This window comes from Burkholderia sp. BCC1644 (assembly GCF_902833225.1).
Taxonomy (GTDB): domain Bacteria; phylum Pseudomonadota; class Gammaproteobacteria; order Burkholderiales; family Burkholderiaceae; genus Burkholderia.
The window spans coordinates 94,189-108,714 of record NZ_CADFEI010000019.1; the positions used below are offsets into that span (position 1 = coordinate 94,189).

The following is a 14,526-nucleotide window of genomic DNA, read 5'->3' on the forward strand; positions in this document are numbered from 1 at the left end:
CCGCACCGACGGCGACGACGGATTCCGCACCAGGCCGAACGGCCAGCCGCCGTCTCAGCGAGCGTAAAGCGCCGCGTCGATCTTGCCGAGCAGCCACTGCATGCCGGCCAGATGCTGCTGGTCGTGGCTGCACAGGTAGTGGACGAGCCCGCGCACGGTCAGCGAACCGTAGCCGTCGAACTCGCCGGTGCGCTCGAACTGCTCGGGAGTCACGCGCGACAGCAACTCCAGCGTTTCGCGTCGCGCTTCGCGGATCGCCGCGAGCACGTCGGACGCATACGCATCGTTGTAGCGGCGCTCGATCGCGAGCGCGTCGCCATCGATCGACGCGAGCAGCGGCCGGTCCTCGTCGAGCATCCGCCGCAGCCGCACGTGATAGCCGTCGATCTCGATGTCGCGCACGTGGCAGAGCTGCCCGAGCGGCGAGAAATGCTCGCTCGGGATCCCGGCCCAGTCGTCGGGCGTCCAGCGCGCGTAGCCGTCGGGGACGGCCGCGAAATGCGCTTCGAGCTGACGGGGGAAATCGGCGAGTGCGTCGAGCGTCGTCGGGTTCATGCGGGAAACTCCCTGTCGGATGAGGGCGACGACAACCCTGGCACGGGCCTGCCGCCGCCGTTGCGTCACTTCACGCTGAAACCGTACGCGCCCTGCGTGCGGTGCCCGTCGGTCGCGACGGCCACCCATTTCACCGTATAGGCGCCGGCGCCGATTGCCGTCAGCGGCACCGTCATCCGCTTGCGGTTCGACGCGTCGATGCGCGCGCGGCCGTCCGATACCGTGTTGCCGCCGCCGTCGACGACGACGATCGAGCTGAATGCCGGCTCCAGCGGCTCGGTGAAGTCGATCGTGACGGCAGCCGGTGCGGCGGCCACCGCCGCGCCTGCCGCCGGATCGCTCTTCGCGAGATGCGCGTGCGCGAACGCGGCCGACGAGACGGTCGCGGCAACGATGAGGGTGGCGGCCTGGCGGCCGAACGGGAATGAATCGAAACGCATGGACTTTCCGTGAAGAATGAACGGGCGCCGCACCCCGCGCGGCGTTCCGGCAGCTTACCAGCGCATGCGCGTTCATGCCGGTCATCGGCCGCCGCTTGATAGAATGCGCGCGCTATGGATCTCGAAAGCATTCTCTACACTCAGGGCTTCGGCTCGCGCCGCCAGTGCCGCGGCCTGATCGAAGCGGGCCGCGTCGCCGTCGCGGGCACCGGCGCGACCGACCCCGACGCCACGTTCGACACCGACGGCCTCGTGTTCTCGGTCGACGATACGGCGTGGCCGTTCCACGCACGCGCATATCTCGCGCTCAACAAGCCGGCCGGCTACGAGTGCTCGCGCGATCCGCAGCATCACGCGAGCGTGTTCAGCCTGCTGCCCGCGCCGCTCGTCGCGCGCGGCGTACAGTGCGTCGGCCGTCTCGACCAGGACACGACCGGCCTGCTGCTGCTGTCCGACGACGGTCAGTTCGTGCATGCGTACACGTCGCCGAAGCGCAAGGTGCCGAAGACCTACGTCGCGACCGTGCGCCACCCGCTCGACGATGCGCAGCTGAATGCGCTGCGTAGCGGCGTGCAGCTGCACGGCGAGCCGAAGCCGATCGCGGCCGTCGCCGCCGACGCGCGCGACACGCACGCGCTCGCGCTGACCGTCCTCGAAGGCAAATACCACCAGGTCAAGCGCATGGTGGCGGCGGCGAGCAATCGCGTCGAGTTGCTGCACCGCGAAAGCATCGGCGGCTTCACGCTGCCGGGCGATCTCGCGCCGGGTGCGTGGCGCTGGCTCGATGACGCCGACCTTTCAGCGCTGCGCAATCCAGTCAAAACCCTGTAAGGGAAAATCCGCACGACCGTTCGGTGCCCGGCCGCGTCTCGGCCGCAGGTTCCCCCGCTATACTGAACTCACAAGCTGCAAGAGCAGCGATGCAGGGGGAGATACCATGAACATCAACCATTCTTTCGAACTGTCGTCCGTGATGATCGCGTTCGCGCTCATCGGTGTCGTCGCGATCGGCGGCCTGCTGGCCATGATGCACGCGAAGCACAAATATCATCCGAACCTGATTGGCGCGCTGATCGGTGCGCTGCTGTGCTTCCTGCTGATCGAGGCGTTACCGGCGCTGACCTGACGCGCTGCCCGGCGCGAGCGTTTGAAGGAAATCGTCTACGGTCGGATATCGCAACGTCACGCACAATTCGCCCTTGAGCCGTGCGTTGGACAGGCGTCGCGACTCGCGCATGAACGACAGCAGCGTCGGTTCGAGCTGCCGCTCGGCGTCCGCGCGGCTGACGCGCGGCGGCCTCGGCAGGCCGAGCACCTGCGCGACCCGGTCGAAATACTCCCCCATCCGCAGTTCGCTGTCGTCCGACGCGTGCACGGCGCGCGCCGGCCTGCCGCGCTCGGCCGCGCGGCGCAGGATCGCCGCGAGATCGTCCGCGTGGATGTGGTTCGTGTACACGTCGTCGGCCGGTTCGAGCGCCGGCGTGCCGCGCTCGAGCCGCGCGACCGGCAGACGGTTCGCCGCGTAGATGCCGGGAATGCGCACGATGCGCGCGGACAACACGCCGCGCACCGTCGCCGCACGCAGTTGCCGCTCGGCCGACACGCGCCGGAACGCGCGCGGATTGGCGGGGCGCAGCGGGTGCGTTTCGTCGATGCGCGCGCCGCCGCAGTCGCCGTATACGCCTGTCGTGCTCGCGTAGACGAGCCTCGGCGCGCGAAGGCCGTCGGGTACAATACGCGCTCCCCGAACGGGTGCGCCGGCCTGCCGTGCAGCGGTGCGCAGCGTCCGGAGCCGGCCGACCGCCGGTGCCGGCGGGGTCGATGGCCGACGCGCGGGCATGGACGTTGCGGCGATCAGCGCACGCGTGCGCCGGTCGTCACGGCCGTCGGATTGCGGCGGTGCGAGATGCAGGATCGTGCGGGCAAGGCCCGCGAGGCGGCCGAGCGTCGCCCGGCGATCGAGATCGCCGACGATCGGCGTCGCGCCTGCGGCGCGCAGTTCGTCGCGGCGGGCCGGGTGGCTCGTCAGCGCGAAGATCCGCAGGTTGCGGCGCGCGGCGCGCCATTGCGCGACGCAGCGCATGCCGACGTCGCCGCAGCCGACGATCAGTGCGCGCGGCCGGCGCAGGATTCGTGTCGCGATCATGTTGGTTGCGAAATCAGTAGCGGCCGTTGCGCGACGCGCAACGGTCTTGCATTGTAGCTGCCGTGCGCGACATGCACGGTCCCCACATTTTGTTCTAGTTTGGTTCTATGGCATTCAACGTCACTCTCAAGCAAAGCGGCCGGCAATTCCAGGTCGAGTCGGACGAAACCGTGCTGGCCGCCGCGCTGCGCCAGAACGTCCATCTGCCGTACGGCTGCAAGAACGGCGCGTGCGGCTCCTGCAAGGGCCAGATCGTGTCGGGCCAGATCGAACAGGGCCCGCACGCCGCGTCGGCACTGTCCAACGACGAACGCACGCGCGGCCTCGCGCTGCTGTGCTGCTCGAAGGCCCAGTGCGATCTCGAAATCGACGTGCGTGAAATCGCCGGCGTCGACGGCGTGCAGGTCAAGAAGCTGCCGTGCCGGATCGCCGCGCTCGAGCGCAAGGCCGACGACGTGATGGTCGTGAAGCTGCAACTGCCCGCCAACGAACGCCTGCAGTACCTCGCGGGCCAGTACGTCGAGTTCATCCTGAAGGACGGTTCGCGCCGCAGCTACTCGATGGCGAACGCGCCGCACGAGGAAGGCCCGATCGAGCTGCACATCCGCCACATGCCGGGCGGCAAGTTCACCGACCACGTGTTCGGCGCAATGAAGGAGCGCGACATCCTGCGCTTCGAAGGCCCGCTCGGCACGTTCTTCCTGCGCGAGGATTCCGACAAGCCGATCGTGCTGCTCGCGTCGGGCACGGGCTTCGCGCCGATCAAGGCGATCATCGAGCATGTGAAGCACTCGGGCATCACGCGCCCGATGACGCTCTACTGGGGTGCCCGCCGCAAGAAGGACATCTACCTCGACGAACTCGCCGAGCAGTGGGCGCGCGAGATTCCGAACTTCAAGTACGTGCCGGTGCTCTCCGAGCCGGACGCCGGCGATCAATGGACGGGCCGCACGGGCTTCGTCCATCGCGCAGTGATCGAGGACCTGCCCGATCTGTCGGGCCACCAGGTGTACGCATGCGGTGCGCCGGTGATGGTCGAATCCGCGCAGCGCGACTTCACGCAGCACCACGCACTGCCGGCCGACGAGTTCTACGCGGACTCGTTCACGAGCGCCGCCGATCTCGCGCATCCGGTCTGAGCGCCGGGGCCGCCCGCGTCCCGCGCTGCACGCTGCGATGTCACATACGTGGCATCGCAGCGGTTTACAGTGAGGCGCGGGATGCCTTATGCTTGCGCACATGAACTGCTTCCTGTCCACCCTTCGACGTCGCCGCTCGCCGCTCCGCCCGGATGCCGCAGGCTCGTCACGGACTCGCGCGTAACCTCCACACCGCTTCACCGGTTACGCACAAGCTGTTCGAATCCACCAGCCACGGCCTTCCGTGGCTTTTTTATTGCCCGTTCCCTTTCAACGTCCGCTGGAGTCTGCTGCCATGCCCCTGAACGATTTTCCGATCGACTCGCTGATGTACATCACGAACCGCCCCGACATCGTGTTTACGCACGGCAAGGGTTCGTGGCTCTACGATCACACGGGCAAGCGCTATCTGGACTTCATCCAGGGCTGGGCCGTCAACAGCCTCGGCCACTGCAACGACGGTATCGTCGAAGCCCTGAAGACGCAGGCCGAAAAGCTGCTGAACCCGTCGCCGGCGTTCTACAACGAGCCGATGGCGAAGCTCGCGGGCCTGCTCACGCAGCACAGCGTGTTCGACAAGGTGTTCTTCACGAACAGCGGCGCCGAAGCGAACGAAGGCGCGATCAAGCTCGCGCGCAAGTGGGGCCGCAAGTTCAAGAACGGCGCGTACGAGATCATCACGTTCGACCACAGCTTCCACGGCCGCACGCTCGCGACGATGTCGGCCAGCGGCAAGCCGGGCTGGGACACGATCTACGCACCGCAGGTGCCGGGCTTCCCGAAGGCCGAGCTGAACGACATCAACTCGGTCGAGAAGCTGATCACCGACAAGACCGTCGCCGTGATGCTCGAACCGATCCAGGGCGAAGGCGGCGTGATCCCGGCGACGCGCGAATTCATGCAGGCGCTGCGCGCGCTGACGAAGCAGCACAACCTGCTGCTGATCGTCGATGAAGTGCAAAGCGGTTGCGGCCGCGCGGGCACGCTGTTCGCGTACGAACTCGCCGGTATCGAGCCGGACGTCATGACGCTCGCGAAGGGCATCGGCGGCGGCGCGCCGCTCGGCGCGCTGCTGTCGAAGGCCGACGTCGCGGTATTCGAGGCGGGCGATCAGGGCGGCACCTACAACGGCAACCCGCTGATGACGGCGGTCGGCTATTCGGTGATCTCGCAGCTCGTCGCGCCCGGCTTCCTCGAGGGCGTGCGCGCACGCGGCGAATACCTGAAGCGCAAGCTGCTCGAGCTGTCGGAAGAGCGCGGCTTCGAGGGCGAACGCGGCGAAGGCCTGCTGCGCGCGCTGCTGCTCGGCAAGGACATCGGCCCGCAGATCGTCGAGAAGGCGCGCGACATGCAGCCGGACGGCCTGCTGCTGAACGCCGCGCGGCCGAACCTGCTGCGCTTCATGCCCGCGCTGAACGTGACGACCGAAGAAATCGACCAGATGATGGCGATGCTGCGGTCGATCCTCGACACGCTCTAAGGAGACCGCCGCGATGGACACCACCGCCGATGCTGTCGCTATCCGCCCGTTCGAACGCGCCGACACCGATGCCGTGCTTGCGGTATGGCGCGACGCGTTCCCGCAATACGAAGACACCGATGCGCCGCCGCATCGCGATCCGCTGCGATCGATCGAGCTCAAGCTCGCGACGCAGCCGGAACTGTTTTTCGTCGCGACCAGCGGCGCGCGCGTCGTCGGCACGCTGATGGCGGGTTTCGACGGACATCGCGGCTGGCTCTACTCGTTTGGCGTCGCGAACGACGCTCGCCGGCTCGGCGTCGGCCGTGCGCTGATCGCGCACGCGGAACGTGCGCTAGCCGCGCGCGGGTGCCTGAAGATCAACCTGCAGGTCCTGCCCGGCAACGACGACGCGTGCCGCTTCTATGCGGCGCTCGGCTATCGCGTCGAGGAGCGCATCTCGTTCGGCAAGACGCTGCCGGCCGCGTGACGCGAATGCCGGCAGCCGGCGATCTCAGCGCGTGATCGGCCCCGCGCCCGGCAGCGGATTGCCGAGCGCGTCGGTCGGCACGGCCTGCTGCTCGAACGCCGCGAAATACGCGGCCCACTGCGACTGGCTCACGCGCACGATCAGCGCGCCGTCCTGCCACACGTCGTTGTGGTCGTTGTGGTCGTCGCCCGCGCGATGCAGGTAGTTCGGGCCCGTCGAGCCCTGGTTCATGTGCGTGTCGTGAATGCCGTTGCCTTCCGTATAGGTGCGGCCGAACACGACGACGTCGAGGCCCTGCGACTGCGCGGCGTTCACGAGCCGCAGCAGCGACGGAATCGGCTCCGGATTCTCGGTGCCGTCCATCACCGCACTCGCGCGCCACGCGCCCGTCTCGTTCAGGATGTCGCTGCGCAGGTAGTCGAGCGCGGGCAGCGCGGTCTGCCCCGTGAGGTCGGTGTAGCCTTCGGCCGCGGCCGCGAGCGTCTCGGTGACGGGATGATGGAAATCGTAGACGAGCTTGTAGTTCAACAAGTCGTCCGCGTCGCTGGTGCCGACGTTGATCGCGACATCCCAGTCGCCCGACGGCAGCGCCAGCGTCAGGTGGATGTGATACTGAATCTCGCTGCCATGCGGCGAGCCCTTCAGCGTCGCCACCGATGTCACCTTCGCCTTCACGAAACCGTAGTCCAGACTCATGCGTGCTCTCCGTGTTCGGATGGACCGCCGATGCTACGCGGCCCGTGTGTCGGTTTGCGGGCCACCGGCATCGAACCGCTTGCCGACGGCCTGCGCTCCACCATTCCCGCGCCGCATGCGCGGCGCAACAGTCGAATGGAGTCGCGTTCACGCGCACAGTTCGGCACACATCGCACAACATGAAAAAAGGCTGTCACGGCAACCCGTGACAGCCTTTCGAAAGCCCTGGCGCGAACCGCGCGGCATCTGCCGCCGCGCGTCGCCGGGCCCGCTCGGTTACTCGTTCATTCGCCCAGATACGCGGCACGCACCTTCGGATCGTCGAGCATCTGCTTTGCGTCGCCTTCCATCGTGACCGTGCCCGAATCCATCACGTAGCCACGGTCGGCCGCCTGCAGCGCGAGGCGCGCGTTCTGCTCGACGAGCAGCACCGTGATGCCCTCCTTCGAGATCTCGCGCACCACTTCGAAGATCTTCTCGACCATGATCGGCGACAGCCCCATCGACGGCTCGTCGAGCAGCAGCAGCTTCGGCTTCGACAGGATCGCGCGCGACATCGCCAGCATCTGCTGCTCGCCGCCCGACAGCGTGCCCGCGAGCTGCGTCGCACGCTCCTTCAGGCGCGGGAAGAAGCCGAACATCCGCTCGACGTCCTTCTTGATCTGCTCGTTGTCGTTGCGCAGATATGCGCCCATCTGCATGTTCTCGATGATCGACATCCGCGCGAAGATCCCGCGGCCTTCCGGCACCATCGCGAGGCCGCGCTTGAGCAGTTCGTGCGACGGCACGCCCTTGATCGACTTGCCGTCGTACTCGATGTCGCCCGCCGAATACGGCTTCAGACCCGTGATCGCCTTCATCGTCGTGGTCTTGCCTGCGCCGTTCGCGCCGATCAGCGTCACGAGCTCGCCCTGACGGACTTCCATGTCAACGCCCTTGACGGCCTGGATGCCGCCGTAGTTGACCTGCAAGCCCTTGATTTTCAACATTGCCGCTGCCATCAGTGCACCCCTGCGCCGAGATATGCCTCAATCACCTTCGGATTCTTCTGCACGTCCTGCGGCAGACCCTCGGCGATCACCTTGCCGTAATCGAGCACCGTCATCCGGTTGCACAGTCCCATCACGAGCTTGACGTCGTGCTCGATCAGCAGGATCGTGCGGCCGTCCGAGCGGATCTTGTCGAGCAGGCGCGTGAGTTCGACCTTCTCGGTCGCATTCATCCCGGCCGCCGGCTCGTCGAGCGCGAGCAGCTTCGGGTCGGTGGCCAGTGCGCGCGCGATCTCGAGACGGCGCTGGTGGCCGTACGACAGGTTGCGCGACGTGTAGTCCGCGTACTGCAGCACGCCCACGTATTCGAGCAGCTCGATCGCGCGTTCCTTGATCTCGCGCTCTTCCTGGCGCTCGGCCGGCGTCTGGAACACCGCGCCGAGCAGGCCGTGCTTGGTCCGCACGTGGCGGCCCACCATCACGTTCTCGAGCGCCGTCATCCCGCCGAACAGGCGGATGTTCTGGAACGTGCGCGCGATGCCGGCCTTGGCCACCTGGTGCACGGCCGTCGGCGTGTAGTTCGTGCCGTCCAGCTTGAAATCGCCGGAGTCCGGCGTGTAGAGGCCCGTGATCACGTTGAAGAACGTCGTCTTGCCGGCGCCGTTCGGGCCGATCAGGCCGTAGATCTCGCCTTCCTTGATCTGCAGGCCGACGTCGGACAATGCCTGCAGGCCGCCGAAGCGTTTGTTCACGCCCTGCACGGACAGTCGGATTTGCTTGTCGCTCATGTGGATATCCCCTTGTCCGTTCGTTACGCGCGCACCGGCTTCTTGCTGGCGCGCTTCGCCAGTTTCGCGATCTTGTCCTCATGCTTCGGCGCGGGCCACAGGCCTTCCGAGCGGTACAGCATGATGACCACCATCGCGAGGCCGTACAGCGCCTGACGGATCACTTCCGTGTCGACGATGTCGTGACCGAACAGCGCATGCTGCAGCGGGCTCATCGTCGAGCGCAGGAATTCCGGGAAGATCGCGAGCAGCACCGCGCCCAGGATCACGCCCGGGATGTGGCCCATGCCGCCCAGCACCACGCACGCCAGCACCACGATCGATTCCCAGAACGTGAACGATTCCGGCGACACGAAGCCCTGGAACGAACCGAACATCGCGCCCGACAGGCCGCCGAACGATGCGCCCATCGCGAACGCGAGCAGCTTCACGTTACGGGTGTTGATGCCCATCGCCTTCGCGGCGATTTCGTCCTCGCGGATGGCTGCCCACGCACGGCCGATACGCGAGTGCTGCAGGCGCGTACACACCCAGATCACCAGCAGCGAGCACAGCACGAACAGGTAGTAGTACATGTAGACCGACGGCAGCTGCAGGCCGAACAGCGAGTGCGTCTGCGACAGGTTGAAGCCGCCGACGTGCACCGGATCGATGCCCGTGATCCCCTTCGGGCCGTTGGTGATGTTCACCGGACGGTCGAGGTTGTTCATGAAGATCCGGACGATTTCACCGAAGCCGAGCGTCACGATCGCGAGGTAGTCGCCGCGCAGGCGCAGCGTCGGCGCGCCGAGCAGGATCCCGAAGGTCGCCGCCAGCGCCATCGCGATCGGCACGATGATCAGGAACGGCACATGCAGGCCGTTCGGCGCGAGCGCCGCGATCCACTCGAACTGCGAGCTCAGGTGCGGCGAGCTCAACAATGCCGCCGTGTACGCGCCCACCGCGTAGAACGCGATGTAGCCCAGGTCGAGCAGGCCGGCGAAGCCGACCACCACGTTCAGGCCGAGCGCGAGCATCACGTACAGCATCGCGAAGTCGAGCACGCGGACCCAGTAGTTGCCGCCGGCCGAGCCGATGATGATCGGCGCGGCGATCACGAGGACGGCCGTCAGCAGGCCGATGACGACGGTCTTGGCGGTGTTGCGCTCTTCGACGAGCGACGTCGAGGATTCGATCGGTTGAATGGATGTCATGTTGTTTGCTCCCTTCCGTTACGCGCGATCCGCGACCCGTTCGCCCAAGAGGCCCGACGGACGGAACACCAGCACGATGATCAGCACGATGAAGGCGAACACGTCCTGGTAGTTACTGCCGAACACGCCGCCCGTGAGGTTGCCGATGTAGCCGGCCCCGAGCTGCTCGATCAGGCCGAGCAGCACGCCGCCGACCATCGCACCGCCGAGGTTGCCGATCCCGCCCAGCACCGCCGCCGTGAACGCCTTCATGCCGGGGATGAAGCCCATGTAGAAGTGCACGTTGCCGTATTCGGAGGCGATCATCACGCCGGCCAGCGCGGCGAGCGCGGAGCCGATCATGAACGTCGCGGAGATCACGAAGTTCGGGTTCACGCCCATCAGGCTCGCGGTGTTCGGGCTTTCGGCGATCGCGCGCATCGCACGGCCGAGCTTGGTCTTGTGCACGAGCAGCAGCAGGCCGCCCATCACGATGAACGCGACGGCGATGATCACGATTTCAGTGACCGAGATCACGGCGCCGGGCGTCGTGTCGGTCGCCTTGATCACGTTGATCGGATCGGTCGGCAGCAATTGCGGGAACGGCAGCGGGTTGCGCGACCAGATGATCATCGCGGCGGTCTGCAGCAGGATCGACACACCGATCGCGGTGATCAGCGGCGCGAGGCGCGGTGCGCGGCGCAGCGGCCGGTATGCGACGCGTTCGATCGTGAAGCCGACGAACGCACAGACGACCGCGGCGATGCCCAGGCCGATCGTCAGCGTCGCGACGTTGCCGAGTCCGGGGAAATGGTTCTGCAGCACGGTAATGGCCGACAGGGCGACCATCGCGCCGATCATCAGCACGTCGCCGTGCGCGAAGTTGATGATGCCGAGAATGCCGTACACCATCGTGTAGCCCAACGCGATGATGGCGTAGACACTGCCGAGCACCAGCCCGTTGAGAACCTGCTGGACGAAAATATCCATTTGAAGCTCCTTGGCCCGTGCTGCCGGAGGACGTTGCGCCCCGCGGGTAAGCGAGGAATCGCGCCTTCTCGGCGACACTGCGGGTACTAGTCGATACCGGTAAGGGTGGATCGTTCCGGCGCGCGCCGCCCGGCCTGTACGGCCGGACCTGCCGCCGGAGCGGATACAAAAACGGCACCGCACTGTCCCGGTGCCGTCATGAGTCCCGTCGCTAAATCGTCACGACATCGAGGACGGTGTTCGTGGCCTCCTTGAAGTCGTGGGACAGCATGCCGAGACGGCCTTCGTCCGGTTTCCCGGCATCCGTGCCTTGGCCCGTCCGGCGCGACGCAAGCGCCACACCCGGACGGATCGGATTCCGCGCCGCGTCGCCCGTCGGGGCATTGCGCAAGCCGCACCCGACATTCGTCAGGACTGCGTCGGAATCCGTCGTACGAACCAGACCGCGCGCCATGACCCGACCGGTCGTGGCGGCACGCTGTTTCATCGAATTGAAATGAAGGGGGGCCGGTGACACCTGCGCGCCGCCTACGGCGTCGCGACCGGCCGGCATCCGTCGATCGGCGCGTATGGTCACCGTCGCGCCACGATCGGCGGCTTGCCGCGGCGCAACCGGCATGCCCGCTGCCGGACCGTGCGTCGCGCCAAGCGCGTTGATTTCGTCAATCGTCAAACGTGCCCCGTATTCCTTGTCGTTGCCCAATTGCGCGATACGGCACGCCCACGGCGCCGCACGACCGGTTCCGGCGACGCGCACGCCGCTGGCCGGCGGTGCCGCGAACGCCGCAGCCTCCCTGCCCGCCCCGTCGTCGCTCTTTTTGCTGCATCCGGCAAGCATTGCAACCGGTGCGGCGACGGACTCGGCGTAAGCCAACTTCACATGCATTGAATGGTCTCCCGCGCCTTGCCAAAACCCGATTTCAAAGCCATTCCGGCTTGAAAACGGGCGCATTGTAACTCCATTTATAGGACGCCAATAATCCTGATTCGATGGGGTTTTCCTGCATTGCAACCAATTTTGAGAGACGGTTGGGAACGAATGGAGCAACCGGGTTGCACCGCGACTGCGAATAATGGTTGCGATTACAATTTCGAGACGCAAAAAAAAGCGCGCCGGGAGGCGCGCTTTGGTGTTCCGCGGGTGCGATGCGGCAATCAGGCGGCGGGCGGCAGGTTCAACCCGCGCGGCAGCGGAAACGACACGTTTTCCTCGATGCCGTCGAGCGCGCGGACATTGCGCACGCCGAGTTCGCGCAGCCGCGCGATCACGGCCTGGGCGAGCACTTCCGGCGCCGACGCGCCGGCCGTCACGCCGATGCGGCGCTTGCCGGCGACCCATGCCGGATCGATCTGGTCAGGTGCATCGACCATGTACGCGTCCACGCCGCGCTTCTCGGCCACTTCACGCAGGCGGCTCGAATTCGAGCTGTTCGGGCTGCCGACGACGATCACGACATCGCACTGCGGCGCCATGAACTTCACCGCGTCCTGGCGGTTCTGCGTCGCGTAGCAGATGTCCTGCTTCTTCGGCTCGCGGATCTTCGGATACTTCGCCTTCAGCGCCCCGATGATTTCCGCGGCGTCGTCGACGGACAGCGTCGTCTGCGTGACGAGCGCGATGCGCTCGGGATCGGCGAGCTCGAGCTTCTGCACGTCCTCGACGCTCTCGACGAGATGCATGCCGCGCTCGACCTGCCCCATCGTGCCTTCGACTTCAGGGTGGCCCTTGTGCCCGATCATGACGATGTCGACGCCGTCCTGGCGCATCTTCGCCACTTCGACGTGCACCTTCGTGACGAGCGGGCAGGTTGCGTCGTAAATGCGCAGCCCGCGCACGTCGGCCTCGTCGCGCACGGCCTTCGACACGCCGTGCGCACTGAAGATCACGGTGTTGCCGGCCGGCACTTCCTCGAGTTCCTCGACGAAGATCGCGCCTTTCTTCTTCAGATCCTCGACCACGTACTTGTTGTGGACGATCTCGTGACGGACGTAGATCGGCGCACCGTGCATCGCGATTGCGCGCTCGACGATCTCGATCGCGCGGTCGACGCCCGCGCAGAAGCCGCGCGGCTGGGCCAGCAGGATTTCGGCATCGGCGGCGACGGTCTGCCCGGACAGCGTATCGGTGGTGCTCATGATTACAGGATTCCGATGATTTTCACTTCGAACGTGAGCGCCTGGCCCGCGAGCGGATGATTGAAGTCGAACAGCGCCGAGGTCTCGCTGACTTCCTTCAGCACCCCCGCGTACCTGCCGCCGTCAGGCGCGTTGAACTCGATCAACTCGCCCGGCGTGAAATCGTCGCCGACCATCCCGTTCTCGCGCAGCGTCGACAGCGTCACGCGCTGGAGCATGTCGGGATTACGGGGACCGAACCCCTGATCGGGGGCTAGCTGAAAAGTCGAATGGTCGCCGACCCTGAGCCCGAGCAGAATCTGTTCAAGCGAGGGCGCCAGTTGCCCCGCGCCCAGCAGCAGCGTGGCCGGCTTGTCGGAGAAGGTGTTGACGATGTCGGCGCCGTCGGCCAGTGCCAGCCGGTAATGCAACGTGACATGGGAACCGGGCTTCACTTCGGATAGATCGATGAGGCTCATGAATTACTCGTTCGGTCGGCGCCCGATACGGCCGAATGGCCCGGCGCAAAGCCAATATTGTAAGTCACCTGAGCGCGCAAGGCGGAAAGTGCGACGACGTCGCGCACACCGCCCTGCCGCCAATGGAGTTTCGAGCATGACGTCACCCTGCCTCGCCCTGTCGCCGGTCGAATGCCGCGACACCACCGATGCGCCGGCCAATCCGCCGGGCCGTGTCCTCCCGATCCGCCCGCGCAAGCGCCGCACCGGCGACTGGCGGCCCGAGCGGCCGCGCGAGCGATTGCTGGAGCGCGGGCCGGCCGCGCTGACCGACGACGAACTGATCGCGCTGCTGCTCGGCACGGGCAAGCCCGGGCACGATGTATTCGTCACCGCCCGCGCACTGGTCGATCAGTTCAAGACGTTACGCGGGCTGCTCGAAGCGAGCACCGACGATTTCGAGGCACACCCCGGCATCGGCCCCGCGCGCGCCGCACGGCTGGCCGCAATCATCGAGATCGCCCGGCGCGTGCTGAACGAGAAGGCGCAGGTACGGACGCCGATCGATTCGCCCCGGGCCGTCGAGGATTGCCTGCGGCTGAGGATCGGCTCGCGTTCGCACGAAGTGTTCGTCGCGGTGTATCTCGATGCGCGCAACGGCCTGATCGACATGGAGGAAATCACGCGCGGCTCGCTCACGCGCATGGCCGTCTACCCGCGCGAAATCGTGCGGCGCGCGATGGTGCACAACGCCGCGTCGCTGATCGTCGCGCACAACCATCCGTCGGGCGCCGTGCAGCCGAGCGCGGAGGACCGCCGCCTGACCCGCGTGCTGAAAGACGCGCTCGAACTCGTCGACGTGCGGCTGCTCGACCACGTCGTCGTCGGCGTCGATGACACTTTTTCGTTCGCACGTGCCGGTTGGCTGTAGACTGTGCCGCGGCAGCCCACCCCGGGGCGCCGCAACGACGTAGCGAAATTAGGTTTGATTTTTCTGAACTTTTTCTGCTAGAATCGTCGTCTGTCTTTTTTCCAACCAGTTCTAGCCATCGAAGGGCCTTGTCTGTAAGGGCTACGGCGTTCTGAGTG

The 14,526-nt window shown here is 66.4% G+C and carries 17 protein-coding genes; 6 read left to right on the top strand and 11 right to left on the bottom strand.

The features are described from left to right. Positions 1-54: 54 nt before the first annotated feature. Positions 55-555 (bottom strand): DinB family protein, encoded by a 501-nt coding sequence (locus HWX87_RS30255; protein ID WP_176050671.1) that lies wholly within the window; start codon positions 553-555, stop codon positions 55-57. Positions 556-620: 65 nt separating this feature from the next. Further along, entirely contained in the window at positions 621-995 is a 375-nt protein-coding gene (copC, locus tag HWX87_RS30260) for a copper homeostasis periplasmic binding protein CopC (protein ID WP_176050672.1), read from the bottom strand. Positions 996-1,109: 114 nt separating this feature from the next. Here copC and HWX87_RS30265 point away from each other — a divergent pair, with 114 nt between their 5' ends. Both HWX87_RS30265 and HWX87_RS30270 read left to right on the top strand, forming a co-directional pair. After that, positions 1,110-1,826: a 16S rRNA pseudouridine(516) synthase gene (locus HWX87_RS30265; RefSeq protein WP_176050673.1), complete on the top strand. Its 717-nt coding sequence runs from the start codon at positions 1,110-1,112 to the stop codon at positions 1,824-1,826. A gap of 106 nt (positions 1,827-1,932) precedes the next feature. Continuing rightward, a complete protein-coding gene (locus tag HWX87_RS30270) occupies positions 1,933-2,121 on the top strand; it encodes a hypothetical protein (RefSeq protein WP_176050674.1) in 189 nt (62 codons plus the stop codon). Here HWX87_RS30270 and HWX87_RS30275 read toward each other — a convergent pair. Then, on the bottom strand, positions 2,104-3,141 hold the full coding sequence (locus HWX87_RS30275; RefSeq protein WP_176050675.1) for an NAD-dependent epimerase/dehydratase family protein: 1,038 nt from the start codon (positions 3,139-3,141) through the stop codon (positions 2,104-2,106). The genes HWX87_RS30270 and HWX87_RS30275 overlap by 18 nt on opposite strands. Positions 3,142-3,248: 107 nt before the next feature. Between HWX87_RS30275 and HWX87_RS30280 the strand changes: the two genes are divergently transcribed. The 3 genes from HWX87_RS30280 (at position 3,249) to HWX87_RS30290 (ending at position 6,229) form a co-directional block, all read left to right on the top strand. Next, positions 3,249-4,280, top strand: coding sequence for a CDP-6-deoxy-delta-3,4-glucoseen reductase (locus HWX87_RS30280; RefSeq protein ID WP_174942003.1), 1,032 nt, complete (start codon positions 3,249-3,251; stop codon positions 4,278-4,280). 295 nt (positions 4,281-4,575) lie between these two features. After that, entirely contained in the window at positions 4,576-5,760 is a 1,185-nt protein-coding gene (locus tag HWX87_RS30285) for an acetylornithine transaminase (RefSeq protein WP_176050676.1), read from the top strand. A 13-nt stretch (positions 5,761-5,773) separates the two neighbouring features. Then, complete coding sequence (locus HWX87_RS30290; protein WP_176050677.1) at positions 5,774-6,229, top strand: GNAT family acetyltransferase; 456 nt, start codon at positions 5,774-5,776, stop codon at positions 6,227-6,229. A 24-nt stretch (positions 6,230-6,253) separates the two neighbouring features. Here HWX87_RS30290 and HWX87_RS30295 read toward each other — a convergent pair whose 3' ends face one another. The 8 genes from HWX87_RS30295 to HWX87_RS30330 all read right to left on the bottom strand — a co-directional run bounded on the left by HWX87_RS30295 (position 6,254) and on the right by HWX87_RS30330 (position 13,458). After that, positions 6,254-6,925 carry a DUF2278 family protein gene (locus HWX87_RS30295; protein WP_176050678.1) on the bottom strand — a complete coding sequence of 224 codons (672 nt, stop codon included), beginning with the start codon at positions 6,923-6,925 and terminating at the stop codon, positions 6,254-6,256. Positions 6,926-7,209: 284 nt separating this feature from the next. Continuing rightward, positions 7,210-7,926, bottom strand: a complete 717-nt coding sequence (locus HWX87_RS30300) for an ABC transporter ATP-binding protein (protein WP_059233416.1) — start codon at positions 7,924-7,926, stop codon at positions 7,210-7,212. After that, positions 7,926-8,702 (bottom strand): ABC transporter ATP-binding protein, encoded by a 777-nt coding sequence (locus HWX87_RS30305; RefSeq protein WP_059233415.1) that lies wholly within the window; start codon positions 8,700-8,702, stop codon positions 7,926-7,928. The genes HWX87_RS30300 and HWX87_RS30305 overlap by 1 nt, the downstream gene beginning before the upstream one ends. 23 nt (positions 8,703-8,725) lie before the next feature. Further along, positions 8,726-9,895, bottom strand: a complete 1,170-nt coding sequence (locus HWX87_RS30310) for an ABC transporter ATP-binding protein (RefSeq protein WP_176050679.1) — start codon at positions 9,893-9,895, stop codon at positions 8,726-8,728. An 18-nt stretch (positions 9,896-9,913) separates the two neighbouring features. Next, entirely contained in the window at positions 9,914-10,864 is a 951-nt protein-coding gene (locus tag HWX87_RS30315; protein ID WP_006488946.1) for a branched-chain amino acid ABC transporter permease, read from the bottom strand. Between the two features lie 211 nt (positions 10,865-11,075). Further along, the gene (locus HWX87_RS30320) at positions 11,076-11,750 is read right to left on the bottom strand and encodes an amino acid-binding protein (RefSeq protein ID WP_244137793.1); all 675 of its coding nucleotides are present in this window, start codon (positions 11,748-11,750) and stop codon (positions 11,076-11,078) included. A 269-nt stretch (positions 11,751-12,019) separates the two neighbouring features. Next, on the bottom strand, positions 12,020-13,000 hold the full coding sequence (ispH, locus tag HWX87_RS30325; RefSeq protein WP_011352949.1) for a 4-hydroxy-3-methylbut-2-enyl diphosphate reductase: 981 nt from the start codon (positions 12,998-13,000) through the stop codon (positions 12,020-12,022). A gap of 2 nt (positions 13,001-13,002) precedes the next feature. Continuing rightward, the gene (locus HWX87_RS30330; RefSeq protein ID WP_006488950.1) at positions 13,003-13,458 is read right to left on the bottom strand and encodes a peptidylprolyl isomerase; all 456 of its coding nucleotides are present in this window, start codon (positions 13,456-13,458) and stop codon (positions 13,003-13,005) included. A gap of 136 nt (positions 13,459-13,594) precedes the next feature. Between HWX87_RS30330 and radC the strand changes: the two genes are divergently transcribed. After that, positions 13,595-14,368 carry a DNA repair protein RadC gene (gene radC, locus HWX87_RS30335; protein ID WP_176050681.1) on the top strand — a complete coding sequence of 258 codons (774 nt, stop codon included), beginning with the start codon at positions 13,595-13,597 and terminating at the stop codon, positions 14,366-14,368. The last annotated feature ends 158 nt before the right edge of the window (positions 14,369-14,526 follow it).

What these genes read in the sequence shown, in the direction of transcription:
- HWX87_RS30315 (WP_006488946.1), bottom strand. Translation starts at nt 10,864, where the DNA reads ATGGATATTTTCGTCCAGCAGGTTCTCAACGGGCTGGTGCTCGGCAGT.
- HWX87_RS30255 (WP_176050671.1), bottom strand. Translation starts at nt 555, where the DNA reads ATGAACCCGACGACGCTCGACGCACTCGCCGATTTCCCCCGTCAGCTC.
- copC (WP_176050672.1), bottom strand. Translation starts at nt 995, where the DNA reads ATGCGTTTCGATTCATTCCCGTTCGGCCGCCAGGCCGCCACCCTCATC.
- HWX87_RS30300 (WP_059233416.1), bottom strand. Translation starts at nt 7,926, where the DNA reads ATGGCAGCGGCAATGTTGAAAATCAAGGGCTTGCAGGTCAACTACGGC.
- HWX87_RS30275 (WP_176050675.1), bottom strand. Translation starts at nt 3,141, where the DNA reads ATGATCGCGACACGAATCCTGCGCCGGCCGCGCGCACTGATCGTCGGC.
- HWX87_RS30265 (WP_176050673.1), top strand. Translation starts at nt 1,110, where the DNA reads ATGGATCTCGAAAGCATTCTCTACACTCAGGGCTTCGGCTCGCGCCGC.
- HWX87_RS30310 (WP_176050679.1), bottom strand. Translation starts at nt 9,895, where the DNA reads ATGACATCCATTCAACCGATCGAATCCTCGACGTCGCTCGTCGAAGAG.
- HWX87_RS30290 (WP_176050677.1), top strand. Translation starts at nt 5,774, where the DNA reads ATGGACACCACCGCCGATGCTGTCGCTATCCGCCCGTTCGAACGCGCC.
- HWX87_RS30320 (WP_244137793.1), bottom strand. Translation starts at nt 11,750, where the DNA reads ATGCATGTGAAGTTGGCTTACGCCGAGTCCGTCGCCGCACCGGTTGCA.
- HWX87_RS30270 (WP_176050674.1), top strand. Translation starts at nt 1,933, where the DNA reads ATGAACATCAACCATTCTTTCGAACTGTCGTCCGTGATGATCGCGTTC.
- radC (WP_176050681.1), top strand. Translation starts at nt 13,595, where the DNA reads ATGACGTCACCCTGCCTCGCCCTGTCGCCGGTCGAATGCCGCGACACC.
- HWX87_RS30285 (WP_176050676.1), top strand. Translation starts at nt 4,576, where the DNA reads ATGCCCCTGAACGATTTTCCGATCGACTCGCTGATGTACATCACGAAC.
- HWX87_RS30305 (WP_059233415.1), bottom strand. Translation starts at nt 8,702, where the DNA reads ATGAGCGACAAGCAAATCCGACTGTCCGTGCAGGGCGTGAACAAACGC.
- HWX87_RS30295 (WP_176050678.1), bottom strand. Translation starts at nt 6,925, where the DNA reads ATGAGTCTGGACTACGGTTTCGTGAAGGCGAAGGTGACATCGGTGGCG.
- HWX87_RS30280 (WP_174942003.1), top strand. Translation starts at nt 3,249, where the DNA reads ATGGCATTCAACGTCACTCTCAAGCAAAGCGGCCGGCAATTCCAGGTC.
- HWX87_RS30330 (WP_006488950.1), bottom strand. Translation starts at nt 13,458, where the DNA reads ATGAGCCTCATCGATCTATCCGAAGTGAAGCCCGGTTCCCATGTCACG.
- ispH (WP_011352949.1), bottom strand. Translation starts at nt 13,000, where the DNA reads ATGAGCACCACCGATACGCTGTCCGGGCAGACCGTCGCCGCCGATGCC.